Source organism: Sphingobacterium sp. G1-14 (assembly GCF_002196555.1).
GTDB lineage: Bacteria > Bacteroidota > Bacteroidia > Sphingobacteriales > Sphingobacteriaceae > Sphingobacterium > Sphingobacterium siyangense.
The window spans coordinates 6,207,161-6,220,465 of sequence record NZ_CP021381.1 but is presented as its reverse complement, the minus strand read 5'-3'; the positions used below and the strand labels follow the sequence as shown (position 1 = coordinate 6,220,465).

The following is a 13,305-nucleotide window of genomic DNA, read 5'->3' as shown; positions in this document are numbered from 1 at the left end:
TTATCCTCGGATAAATGGATTAGAATTTTTTTCAAAGCCAATCGTTGTCGATGGCCCATGCCCAGGATAGACGATCGTGTCGTCGGGCAAGGTATAAAGTTTTGTTTTTATGCTATCCAAAAGCTGCTGATGATTTCCCCCAGGAAGATCAGTACGGCCAACGCTATTGCGAAATAGGACATCTCCTCCGATCAAGAATTTTTGATTAGCTGAATAAAAGCAGATATGTGCAGGGGAATGTCCAGGTGCAAGAATGACCTTTAGCTCATCATTATCCAAATAAATGGTATCATTCTCATTTAGAAATGTTTCTCCAATTGGTGAGATGTCATATCGGATGCCCATTTGAGGAGCGTAATTCTGAACCGCTACTAAAATTGGTACTTCACCTTCGTGGAATTGTGGGAGCAAGCCAAATTTCTCATGGACAAAACTATTCCCCAAAACATGGTCAATATGGCAATGTGTATTTAATAGGAGTGTCGGCTTGAGATTATTGTTTGCGATGAAAGCTAATAGTTCTTGCTGATCTTGCTCGCCATACATCCCTGGATCAATAATAATGGCATTTCCTGACTCGTTATAGAGTAGGTAAGTATTTTCCTGATATGGATTGAAAGTGAATGTCTTTATCGTAAGCATAATGGTAAAATTACAGTTTTTATTGATTTCTTACTATTGAAAGCTCAACTATTCCAGATTTCCCAGTTTTTTTCTGCTTGTAGAACCAGCATTTCATATCCGTTTTTCGTTCTGGCGCCTTTTTCTTTGCTTTTTCGAAGAAATGCTGTTTCCTCTGGATTGTAAATGAGATCATAACAGAGGTGGTTCTCAGTTAAGAATTCGTAAGGAATTTTCGGATATTCTGCCGTATTGGGGAATGTACCAACCGGTGAACAGTTTATAATCACTGTATGGTCAACTAGGATCGCAGCATTAAGGTCATTATAAGTGAGCTGGTCTGCCTGTTTGGTTCTGCTTACTAAAGTATGCATTATTCCAAGTTGATTCAGGGCATAAATGACAGCCTTTGCAGCACCTCCATTACCTAAAATCAAAGCTTTCTTATCGGCCAGGGGATTCAGTAGCGGCCTAAGCGATTCCTCAAAACCGTAGGCATCAGTATTGTAGCCTTTTAGATGTGTTGTGCCATCTGATGAGTGGCTGATTCGAATGCAGTTTACAGCTTGTATTGCACGAGCTTCTTCTGAGAGCTCGTCCAAGTAATCCATAACCTCTATCTTATAGGGAATGGTCACATTAACACCATAGAAATCTTTATTGGAAGCAATCGTTGTAAAATCGGCTATTTGAGCAAGTGGATATAAATCGTAATCCACATCGGTAATATGTTCTTGATTAAATTTTTCTAAATAATATTTTTTTGAAAAAGAATGCCCCAATGGGTATCCTATTAAGCCTAATTTTTTCATTTTAATTGCGAAAAGTACGTTGTGGGGATAGGAATATATCTTCAATTTTATTATCCGGTCATTGCGTGGCAACGACCGGATGTGGCGCCTATTGTATGTTAATCTTTCGGCTTTGTATATTTTTTTACAATTTCAGTAATGATCTGATTCCCTTGTAGCTGCGGGAGGTAATCAAAAAGAATATGATGCTTATCGGGATCAGTCGCTAAGCCAAGCTCTAAAAAGTTGAGCGCTTCATTGTATTGTCCATTGGCAAAAAGATAAGCAACCACACGATAGTACAGCTCTGCTGCATTTGGATTTTGTGTGATGGCATCGGATATTACATTAATAGCTTCTTCAATTTTACTTTGTTCAAATAGAATTGAGGAGTAATCGAGCCACGCATCGATGTCTGTTGGGTTTAAAGCAACTACCTTTTTATAGGCTTCTTCTGCAAGATCTATTTGTTGTAGTTTGTATCGGGCGTCGGCAATCGCAAACCAGTAATCGGGGTTTGTGTCCTCCAGTTCCAATGCTTTTTTATAAAAATGCAGCGATTCAAAATAGCGTTCTTCGAAATCTAAGGTAACCCCAATACCGAACCAGGCATCAGCAAGCTCCGCATCTAATTTGACCGCCTTTTTATAATAATTGCGAGCTTCTTCCATCTGCTCAAGTTTTTCATAACATTCACCTATTGCACAATAGGTATCAGCACTTGGTTGTTCATATTCAAATGTTTGTTTGTAAACATCCAATGCTTCTTGATAGCGATCTAGATTGACTAGAGCATTACCCTTGTTGAAATAAGCGGAAGAAAAGTCTTCCTTAATTAATATAGCATAGTCGTATGCGTCTAAAGCTTCCTCAAACCGACTGATTTTATGGAAAGAATTTCCCAAATTGTACCAAGCATAGTAGGAGTATGGATCTGAATCAATGTATTTTTTATAAAAGGAGATACTTTCCTCTTGTCTATCCAATACATCATAACAGTAGGCCAATTCATAGAGTGCTTCTTGGTAATCCATGTTGAGCTCAAGGGCTTTCTTTAGATAAATTATAGCCTTGTCATAATTCATTTGCGCTTGAAAGATCATCGCAATATGGAAATAGACCTCATCTTTATTATCTAAGAGCGGAAGTGCTTTGAAGAGCTGTTCCAAAGCATTATCAAACTGGCCGATACTGCCTAATATGCCGCCACGGATCAAGAAAATGTCTCCCTCTGAAGCTTCCAATAATTCCGCTTTATCCAACGCTGCCAGCGCATTCTGATATTGTTGAATCGTTGAAAACAGCTGTGCCTGTTTCAATAAAAAGGTAATATCAAAAGGGTGTTGGCTGATCGCAAATTCGGTAACCTGTAAGGCCTTAACAGGGTCATTTTTTTCAGCGTAGTAATCAATAATTCCTTCAAAAGCTTTGGAGTCAAAAAAATACTGATCCTCGTTTCGAAGCATTTCCTCATATCTGTCCACCGAGATTTTTCTTTCTTCGGGGTTTTCAAATTCAAAATCCTCTTCCATTCTCAAAAGTTTAAAACCAGTATTCTGTTCCTTAATTCAAAATACTAATTTCTTATCTAATTTGTTCGAACTAATTTTCCACAAATCGGATATCCTCCACAAAGTTAAGGATAAATACGTGTAAAATAAAAGAGCCGGCTTTAAAGCCGGCTCTTATTATAATGTATAAGTTATATACGATTATTTTTTGATCTCAACACGACGGTTTTGAACGCGACCTTCTTCAGTAGCATTAGATGCAACTGGGTTTTTCTCTCCATAACCTTTAGCTGTGATGCTTGATGAAGAAACACCAGCATTTACTAAATATTGTTTTACAGAGTTAGCACGGTCTTTAGATAAAGTCATGTTATAAGCATCAGAACCTTCTGCAGATGCATAACCATCTAATTGTACAGCTGAATTGTTATCACGTAACTCCTTAGCCAATTTGTCTAATGTAGAGTAAGATGAAGTTTTCAATACTGAGCTATCAAATTCGAATTGAATTGGAGCGTAGTATCCGTTAGAAGCTACAGTTTCAACAACTGGCTCTGGGAATTTGATTGGACATCCTGAACCATCTACTGGAGTACCAGCTGGAGTACCAGGACATTTGTCAAATTTATCAGATACACCGTCACCATCAGCGTCAGCGCTTAATGTGTTAACAGTACCTTCTAAAGTGCTTACACGTTGTTTCAATGCTTCAACTTCGTTTCTCAATGAAGGATCTTTCAATTCATCGTACAATGTAGCAACTGGGTTAGCAAAAGTCAAGTTTTGTTTGTCTTTCGAACCTAAAGTGAATTCTAAACCTGCCATAACTGTAGAGAATTTACCTTTGTAATCAGTACGAGCTGGTCCATATAATAAGTTGTCATCAGTGAAGTTCATTGTATAACCTAAGTTCAACGCAACAACTTCAGATAATTTGAATTTAGCACCAACACCTACAGGAACAAAAGCTGTCAACTTATTGTCGCGGTCCCCTGTTCTTTCACGATCGCCAAAAATTTCGGAACCCCATTTACCTTTGTTGTTATAAACTTCGTTAGTAAAATCTTCGTTCGCAAATTGAACTGGATTGTTTGCTAAAACTCCTAAACCTACTTTTGCATAGAAATTAACTGCATTTTCTCTTCTTAAGAAATCAATTGTACCCAGTTGGAATACACCATTTAAGCTAGCAGCCCAGTTTACATCAGTTTGTGCTGATCTAGCGGAACCATCGCGGTTTGCACCAGAATTAGCTTCAAGTCCGTTAAATCCGTCAAGAGCCTTATTGTAAGTTTTAATCTTACCACGGTTTGCTTCTAATTCTAATCCAAATAAGTGAGAAAATTGTTTACGTACTGTTAAACCATAGTACTCACCTACTTTATTTTGGAAGTAACCAACTTTTTGTCCAAAAGCATTTGATCCTGGAAGGATTGTATTAGGTGTAGTGATACCACCTTGAACTCCGATAGACCAAGTTCTGTATTGTGATCTACCACCGAATACTTGTTGAGCTTGTGCTGTACCAGCGAAACCTAAAGCGGCAACTAATGTAGCAGCAACAGCTGTTTTTTTAATTGTAGAATAGTTCATACTCTTGTTTTTAAGGTTATTATTAATTTTAATTGTTTTCAAACTTAATTATTGTATTAACACTATGGAACAGTACAATTGCCGTGCCAAAGTCTTAAAATTATGTTAAAATTTTGTTTTTGCTATATTTTGTACTAAATTAAGTATTTAATGTGAAACAACAAAACAAAAATCCGATACGAAAGTACCAAATTTTTGTTTTGTTTCAATAGGTTTAAGAAAAAAATTAAGTATTTTTTTCTAAAGCAAATAATGTACGACCAATAACGACAATGCGCCCAACAAAGCTGAAACCGGAATTGTCAATATCCAAGCCCATAACAAGCTGATTGTTACCCCCCAACGTACTGCTGAAACACGTTTGACAACACCAACACCGATGATTGCACCTGTAATGGTATGCGTTGTTGAGGCTGGTATTCCAAAATGTTCTGTGATGCCCAAGGTGACAGCTCCCGCAGATTCAGCACAAACACCTTCCAAGGGTGTTACTTTTGTAATCTTGGTTCCCATCGTTTTTACAATTTTCCATCCACCGCTCATTGTTCCGGCAGCGATTGCTGCGTAACAAGTCAATGGAATCCATTCTGGCATGTGTTCAGTCGTTGGGACATAACCACCAGCTACCATAGCGACAAGGATAATTCCCATCACTTTCTGTGCATCATTACCTCCATGTGCAAAGCTCAAAGCCGCCGAAGAAACAAGTTGCAATATCTTGAACCATTTTTCGGCAACACTTGGACGGGAGTTTTTCGCCAGATTGATTACAATCAATGTGATGATAACCGATATCGTCATACCTATGATAGGGGCAAGTACGATAAATGCAATAATCTTTAAAGTAGCATCAATATTGATAGCGTGAATAGGATCTGCGCCAAGGATGAAAGCGTAAGCCATACCTGATCCTGCAAAACCTCCAATAAGTGTATGGGATGAACTTGATGGTACGCCATAGTACCATGTAAATAAGTTCCAACCAATTGCTGCAAGTAATCCTGCAAAAATAACTTCTAAGGTAATGTATTCTTCCAATACTGTTTTTGCAATGGTATTGGCTACTTTATGATCTGTAAAGTAGAAGTAAGCTGCAAAGTTGAATATCGCAGCCCATAAGACAGCCATTGCTGGCGTTAAAACTTTTGTTGATACAACTGTCGCAATAGAATTGGCAGCATCATGGAATCCATTGATGTAGTCAAAGGCAATCGCAAGGACAATCACAACAACGAGTAATGTTGACATCATAATCTCGTAGAATTTTTGTGCACTTAAATCGAATGATTATGCGTTTTTAACTAGAATGCTTTCTAATACGTTAGCAACATCCTCACATTTATCGGTTGCATCTTCCATTGCAGATAACACTTCTTTGTGTTTAATTAATGAAATTGCATCTTTCTCAAATTCAAAAAGGTCAGCTACAGCTTTATCGAAGATATAATCAGCTTTGTTTTCTACGCTATTGATGCGAACACATGAATCCGTAATATTCCGGATATTTTTCAAATCTCTAAGCTCATGAATAGCTTTTGATACATGTTCGGTAGCTTCAACCAATAAATCAGCAATTTCAATCATTGGCTCAGTGGCCTTTTCAACCTTGTAAAGGTCCATTCTATTGGCGGCACCGTGTATAAAATCTGCGACATCGTCCAATGAACTTGCCAAAGAGTGTATATCTTCGCGGTCAAAAGGAGTGATAAAGTTCTTTCCCAGCTCCAAATGAATTTGATGCGTAATGTTGTCGCCTCTATGTTCCAAATCTTCCACTTTGCGTGTTAATTCCTTTTTCTTTTCAGGGTTGCTTGAGTTAACAATATCTTTTAACAACTTTGACATCTCGATCAAGTTGTTGCCGGCTTGTTCAAACAAAGGGAAGAATTTTTTATCCTTTGGAACGAAGTATTGAAAAATGCTATTTAAAGACATATCTTAAATTTATTTTTGCAAAAATAATACCTTAATGTTAAGTTAATGTTAACATTGATTTTGTTTAAACACAAAAGTGTCATCAATTGTTTAATTTCCTGACTGAACTTTTTGTAAAGTAAAGCCAAATGTTGTCCCAATGCCTTCTGTACTACGAACATTGACGTTTTGCTGATGTGCTTCGACAATATGCTTTACGATAGCCAATCCTAATCCTGATCCTCCGATATCGCGTGATCGACTCTTATCAGTTCGGAAAAAGCGCTCGAATACACGGCTGAGATTTTTTTCTTCGATGCCATAACCGTCGTCTGTAATCTCGATAAGAACCTGTTCAAACAGCGGAAAGATCTTAATTTTCGTTGTTCCGCCCTCTTTTCCATATTTCAGGGAATTGTCAATCAAATTGTATAATACCTGGTGGATTTTATTGCGGTCTGCTTTAACCCAATGTGGTGTGCCCGCTTTTGGCTTGAATTCTATTTTGATATTGTGCTGTTTAGCTTTGTCCTCAAGAGAGTAGGTGGTATCTTTAATAAGATCAACGATATCGAATTTCTCTATATTCAGGACCATTTTTCCAGATTCCAGTTTGGATATCTCATCAAGATCCTGAATCAGGTAATTTAGCCTGTCCAGATTCCGGGCAGCCTTATCTAAGAAGTTCTTGGCCATTTCCATATCTTCTTCCATAAGGCCATCTTGCAGGGTTTCAATGTAACCTTGGGTAGCAAATAATGGCGTTTTGAATTCATGAGAAATGTTGGATAAAAATTCTCTGCGGAATTTTTCTTGTGATTTTAACTGCTCTATCTCGTTTTTTTTATCTTTTGCCCATGCTTTGACTTCGTTTTCAGCATCCGTAATCGGATCCTCACTGACATGTTCTCCGATAGCATCCTTAAGATCCTTGCCGAGTTTAAGGTTATGAATTAATTTATACATCGTATTGAGTCTACGATATATGTATTTTTCAAATAGATAGTTAAATAGGAGGAAACTCGTTACCACAGCAACAAAGAAAATGATCAACGCTGTCTGTAGGTCATGTTTATAATAAAAGCTGATCGTGGATATTGCAATACCGACAGTTGCGGAGTTTGCCAATAGTAATTGTCTAAAATTCATTTGCAGAATAAAAAAGGCCCCTGATTTGGAGCCTAAGTTACTTATAATGATATTAATAAATTGTTAAAATTTTCCGATAATCGTTTTTGCTCCAGTAACCTTATCACCAATGTTAACATTGATTTCAGTCCCTAAAGGAAGAAACAAATCTACGCGGGAGCCGAATTTGATAAAACCAAACTCATTGCCTTGCACGACTTCGTCTTTTTCTTTTACATACCATACAATGCGGCGCGCTAATGCTCCTGCAATCTGGCGGAAAAGAACTTCCCGTCCAGCCTTATCTTTGACAACGACTGTTGTTCTTTCGTTATCGGTAGATGATTTGGGGTGCCAAGCCACTAGAAATTTGCCAGGATGGTATTTAAAGAACGTGACTAAACCACTGATTGGGTTTCTGTTGACATGCACATTGACAGGAGACATAAATATCGACACCTGTATCCGCTTATCATGGAAATACTCATTTTCCTCAGTTTCTTCGATAACAACAACTTTTCCATCGGCTGGACAAAGAATCACGCCATCCTGCGGGTTAACCACTTTTTTGGGACTTCTGAAAAACTGAACAACTGTAATGAATAGGAATGCTGAGAGCGCATAAATAAACCATTTAGTGTATTGCGGAGCGTCATAATAATCCGCAACGGCATTGATGATGAAGATAAAAAGTACAGCGATCGCTAATGTGGTATATCCTTCTTTATGAAATTTCATATCTATTTATTTCTGCAAAGATAATTATTTACTCGAATTGTCTATTTGTCTTTCGATTTTAATTGAATGGGTATAGATTTTTCCGTCATTGCCCTGTGTGATTCCGCCAGATACTCTGATAAGGTCGTCTTGAGGCTGATTGTCTTTATATGTAGGGAAATAGAAGTCAACACTTCTCGCAATACGGCTCAAAATGCCATCGAAAGGCTCGTCGCCGGAATCTGATATTAACTTGAGGCTTTTTAGATTAGCCATTCCGCTTTTCTTTACTTCCACTAAGTAAGAAAAGTTAACCTGTTTGGTGATGTCTAGCCCGGTTTTATTGAGATTGTCGTTAAAACGTTTGGTTAGGAATGCATAAAAATTGGAATAATCATCAAAGCTGCAGGACTTACCGTTAAATAGTTCCGCTCGTATAAAATAGTCGTAAGGGAGGATACTTAGCGACATGAAATCCTCATTATTTAGATCTCCATTGTCGTCATAGGTCGTTGTGAGTACACCATTTGCAAAGCGTTGCGTCATGGCGTAAACTGCTTGCTGACCTACATTGTAGAAATATGTATTCCAATTTCCCTGCGGTCTACCGTTTTTTACCTTCCCTTTGCGTAGGTAGAAATCAAAACCGAACTCCGTAAAACCTTCAAAAGGAATAGAAAATTCATAGTTGCCTTCGCCGTCTATCACCTCTTGTTTGCCTCTGTTGTCCCAGTAATCTTTGATAAAATAACCTTGCTCATTATAGGCAATGGTTAATAAGGGTTTTCCATCCGGGTAGTAATATTTCCAGTCACCGGTTGGATGGTTGTTTTGAAAATTTACCTCCCATTTTAGCACTCCATTCGGATGAAAGGCTTGGAATAAGCCTTCTTTTCTACCATCTTTATAGGCACCAATGAGTATTCTCGATCCATTTGGCGCAAAATCGCGGAACTCTCCATCAAAAACTTGCTTTGCAAAATCAAATTTGCTCACACGTTCGATCGTTTTAAACTCACATTCTTTTGAAACTAAATAATAATATTTGTCAAAATAAAAGCGAATCAATCCCTGGTCTAGTTTTTCATAGAATACAGGTTTGTCATCTTGTGCATGTAGCTTTGTAAAGCTACAGACACACAATAATAATAAGATATGGATGAGTTTTCTAATCATAACTTTAATGTGCTTCTAGCCAATTTTTGCCTTCTCCAATTTCTACGATCAAAGGAACACTTGTTTTTATAGCATTGGACATTTTATCCAAAATAATTTTTTTGAATACCGCTATCTCGTCTTTAGGTACGTCAAAAACCAATTCATCATGCACCTGCATGATCATTTTTCCGGATAAACCTCGCTGCTCAATTTCCTTTTGAATGGCGATCATGGCAAGTTTGATTAAATCTGCTGCTGATCCTTGGATCGGAGCGTTGATAGCGTTTCTTTCTGCGAATCCGCGGACGGTCATGTTTGCGGAATTGATATCTCTCAGATAACGTCTCCGTTTTAAAATTGTTTCAACGTAACCATTCTCCTTTGCAAACTCGACGGCATCACTCATGTATTTTTTTATCCCTGTATATTGGTTAAAATATTCATTGATGATATCGGATGCTTCTTTACGTGATATGCCAAGATTTTGAGAAAGGCCAAATGCCGACTGACCATATATAATGCCGAAGTTAACTGCTTTCGCGTTGCGACGTTGTTCAGAAGTAACAGCATCAAAATCCATATTGTATACTTTCGCGGCTGTTGCTCTGTGGATATCATGACCTTGGCTAAACGCTTCCATCATATTTTGATCTTTACTTAGCTCTGCAATTAGGCGAAGTTCAATCTGCGAATAATCGGCAGAGAGGATCACATTGTCTTCAGATCTTGGGATAAAGGCTTTTCTGACTTCTCTCCCCCGTTCGGTACGGATCGGGATATTCTGCAAGTTCGGATTCGTTGAGCTCAGACGGCCTGTTGCGGCAACCGCTTGATTGTAAGACGTATGAATGAGCCCTGTTTCGGGGTTTATCAACTCAGGTAGTGCATCAACATAGGTTGATTTGAGTTTTTGCATTTGCCTAAAGTTTAAAATATCTTGGACGATATCGGATTTATGGGCCAAAGCTAATAACACATCTTCACCTGTTTTATATTGTCCCGTTTTTGTTTTTTTAGCTTTAGGATCCAGTTGCAGTTTATCGAATAAGACTTCACCCAATTGTTTAGGGGATGCAATATTGAAATTTACTCCTGCTTTCTCAAAGATAGCTTCCTCGAGATTTTTAATGTCCTGCTCCAGTGTTTTTGAAAATTCTTCAAGTGCCGGAACATCAATTTTTACACCGTTTCGTTCAATTTCGGCGAGTATATATACTAATGGGAATTCCACATCCTGAGCGAGCTGCATGGTGTTGGTCTCGACAAGAAGAGGTTGAAATATATTTTTTAGCTGTAGGGTAATGTCTGCATCTTCAGCGGCATATTCTTTTATTTTTTCGACTTCAACGTCGCGCATATTCCCTTGCTTCTTTCCCTTTTCACCGATAAGTTCGGTGATTGATACCGGGCTGTAATTTAGGTAATTTTCTGCGAGGACATCCATTCCGTGACGGGTATCTGGATCAATCAGATAATGTGCAAGCATGGTGTCAAAAAGGGTGCCTTGTACTTTTACACCATAGCGTGCTAATAATAAAATATCGTACTTGATGTTTTGTCCTATTTTTTCAATGTTTGGGTTTTCTAAAGCACCCTTGAAAATATCGACTATAGCCTGAGCGCTATCACGATCGGCAGGTGTTGGGACATAATATGCTTTTGCGTTCTCAAAAGAAAATGATAACCCAACAATGTCCGCAAGGTTTGCATCTAATCCTGTTGTTTCTGTGTCAAAACAAAAACTATCCAAAGAAGCAAGCTGTTGAGCGAGCGCTACTTGTTTTTCGTTTGTATCAACCAAAACATACTCATGTGCTGTATTATGGATGTTATTTATTGCTGCATTTTCGACGCTAACTTCGGTAACAATTTCGGTCGTGGTAATTGTCGTTGTTGTTGTCGAAAATAGATCCATTTGTCCATTTGTAGGGCTGCTCTTGTCAAGGACGGAGAAATCTTCGCCGAAAACTCGTTTTCCAAGTGTTCGAAATTCTAATTCAGCAAATAGCGGTTCAAGGATTTCTTTGTTTGGATCTTCCAGTTCTAGCGATTTTTCATCGAGTTCTATTGGTACATCCAATAAAATAGTGGCTAATTTTTTGGAGATGAGCCCTTGTTCTGCAAAATTCTCCACGTTTTCGCGCATTTTTCCTTTGAGTTGGTCCGCGTTAGCGATAATGCCTTCGACAGATCCGTATTCCTGAACAAGTTTTTTCGCTGTTTTCTCTCCAATACCAGGTATACCAGGGATATTGTCCACGGCATCGCCCCAAAGACCGAGGATATCGATGACCTGGCAAACATCAGAAATCTCCCATTTTTCGAGAATCTCTTTGACACCTTGTACTTCTGCTCCATTACCCATGCGGGCAGGTTTGTAGATAAAGATATTTTCAGACACAAGTTGCCCAAAATCTTTATCGGGTGTCATGCAATAGATTTGAAAGTCCTGTTTCTCGGCCTTTTTTGCAAGTGTTCCGATAATATCATCGGCTTCGTATCCATCCATTGTGATAATCGGGATATTGAAGCCCTCGATTAACCGATTTATATAGGGGATAGAGGCAGCAAGGTCCTCTGGCATTTTCTCCCGATGTGCTTTATAAGCTTCAAATTCAATATGTCGAGCGGTAGGTGCCGCTGTGTCGAACACTACTGCTATGTGGGAAGGTTGCTGATTTTTCAATACATCCAATAATGTATTGGTAAATCCCATGATTGCTCCTGTATTTAACCCTGTTGAGGTAATTCGAGGAGTTTTGCTCAAAGCAAAATAAGCTCTATATATGAGAGCCATTCCGTCTAAAAGAAATAGTTTTTTCACAAAATTGAATTTTAGTCTCCTTACAAAGGTAAGAAATTCATCAAAGGGTAAGTTTAATAAATTTTTCCGATTTTTGTACTATGACACATTTAATGCAACAGGATTTATGAGAGGACTGGTAACTAAATCGACAGGTAGTTGGTATCAAGTTTTGGGTGAAGATGATAAAAGATACGACTGTCGTATCAAAGGAAAGTTTCGAACCAAAGGAATAAAAACGACTAATCCTGTTGCTGTGGGTGATTGGGTACATTTTGATGTGGAACCTGATCAGGAAAGTGCGGTCATTCACGAACTGGAACCTCGTCGAAATTATATTATTCGAAAATCCGTCAATCTGTCCAAGCAAACTCAAATTATCGGAGCAAACCTGGATCAGGCTTTTTTAGTGGTGACACTTGCCTCGCCACCAACTTCTTTGGGTTTTATCGATCGCTTTCTAGTAACAACAGAGGCATACGGAATTCCTGCGGTAATTATTTTCAATAAATTGGATCTTTTTAGTGATGAAGGATTGGAGATATTGGCCGACTATAAAGCTATTTATGAACATATTGGTTACCCCTGTTTCGAAGTTTCTGCGTTAACAGGTACAAATATCGACGTTGTCAAGCAACTGCTTAAAGATAAAATAACCTTGGTATCAGGCCATTCCGGGGTTGGTAAATCAACGTTAATTAATGCAATCGTCCCTGAATATGGGTTGAAAACTGGTGAAATCTCCGATTGGTCCGACAAAGGAAAGCATACAACTACTTTTGCTGAAATGTTCGATCTCCCTTTTGGAGGGAAGCTAATTGATACGCCTGGTATTCGTGAGTTGGGAATTGTCGATATAGAAAAACAGGAGCTATCCCATTTTTTTCCAGAAATGCGCGCGTTGATGAATCAATGTCGATTTCATAATTGCCGGCATATCAATGAACCCGGTTGTGTCATTATGGAGGCTGTGGAAGAAGGCTCTATTGAGAGTTCGCGCTACGATAGCTACCTCAGTATATATCATAATGAGGATAGTAGATCTTAATCTATATAAATCTTAATCTTT

11 protein-coding genes are annotated in these 13,305 nt (G+C 38.4%); 1 reads left to right on the top strand and 10 read right to left on the bottom strand.

All coding sequences use genetic code 11. From position 1 onward, the window contains the following. The 10 genes from CBM24_RS26625 to polA all read right to left on the bottom strand — a co-directional run bounded on the left by CBM24_RS26625 (position 1) and on the right by polA (position 12,257). Positions 1-642 carry an MBL fold metallo-hydrolase gene (locus CBM24_RS26625; RefSeq protein ID WP_088163344.1) on the bottom strand — a complete coding sequence of 214 codons (642 nt, stop codon included), beginning with the start codon at positions 640-642 and terminating at the stop codon, positions 1-3. Positions 643-686: 44 nt separating this feature from the next. Beyond that, on the bottom strand, positions 687-1,433 hold the full coding sequence (locus CBM24_RS26620; protein WP_088163343.1) for a shikimate dehydrogenase family protein: 747 nt from the start codon (positions 1,431-1,433) through the stop codon (positions 687-689). A gap of 98 nt (positions 1,434-1,531) precedes the next feature. Beyond that, the gene (locus tag CBM24_RS26615) at positions 1,532-2,944 is read right to left on the bottom strand and encodes a tetratricopeptide repeat protein (protein ID WP_088163342.1); all 1,413 of its coding nucleotides are present in this window, start codon (positions 2,942-2,944) and stop codon (positions 1,532-1,534) included. A 180-nt stretch (positions 2,945-3,124) separates the two neighbouring features. Next, complete coding sequence (locus tag CBM24_RS26610; RefSeq protein ID WP_088163341.1) at positions 3,125-4,516, bottom strand: OmpA family protein; 1,392 nt, start codon at positions 4,514-4,516, stop codon at positions 3,125-3,127. A gap of 240 nt (positions 4,517-4,756) precedes the next feature. Continuing rightward, the gene (locus tag CBM24_RS26605; RefSeq protein ID WP_046671636.1) at positions 4,757-5,767 is read right to left on the bottom strand and encodes an inorganic phosphate transporter; all 1,011 of its coding nucleotides are present in this window, start codon (positions 5,765-5,767) and stop codon (positions 4,757-4,759) included. A gap of 36 nt (positions 5,768-5,803) precedes the next feature. Continuing rightward, positions 5,804-6,451, bottom strand: a complete 648-nt coding sequence (locus CBM24_RS26600) for a DUF47 domain-containing protein (RefSeq protein WP_046671637.1) — start codon at positions 6,449-6,451, stop codon at positions 5,804-5,806. A 90-nt stretch (positions 6,452-6,541) separates the two neighbouring features. Further along, on the bottom strand, positions 6,542-7,579 hold the full coding sequence (locus tag CBM24_RS26595) for a sensor histidine kinase (protein WP_075990338.1): 1,038 nt from the start codon (positions 7,577-7,579) through the stop codon (positions 6,542-6,544). A 63-nt stretch (positions 7,580-7,642) separates the two neighbouring features. Continuing rightward, positions 7,643-8,296 carry a phosphatidylserine decarboxylase family protein gene (locus CBM24_RS26590; RefSeq protein ID WP_088163340.1) on the bottom strand — a complete coding sequence of 218 codons (654 nt, stop codon included), beginning with the start codon at positions 8,294-8,296 and terminating at the stop codon, positions 7,643-7,645. A 24-nt stretch (positions 8,297-8,320) separates the two neighbouring features. After that, a complete protein-coding gene (locus tag CBM24_RS26585; RefSeq protein WP_088163339.1) occupies positions 8,321-9,451 on the bottom strand; it encodes a toxin-antitoxin system YwqK family antitoxin in 1,131 nt (376 codons plus the stop codon). 4 nt (positions 9,452-9,455) lie between these two features. Then, on the bottom strand, positions 9,456-12,257 hold the full coding sequence (gene polA, locus CBM24_RS26580) for a DNA polymerase I (RefSeq protein WP_088163338.1): 2,802 nt from the start codon (positions 12,255-12,257) through the stop codon (positions 9,456-9,458). Between the two features lie 106 nt (positions 12,258-12,363). Between polA and rsgA the strand changes: the two genes are divergently transcribed. Further along, complete coding sequence (rsgA, locus tag CBM24_RS26575; protein WP_075994557.1) at positions 12,364-13,284, top strand: ribosome small subunit-dependent GTPase A; 921 nt, start codon at positions 12,364-12,366, stop codon at positions 13,282-13,284. Positions 13,285-13,305: the final 21 nt, after the last annotated feature.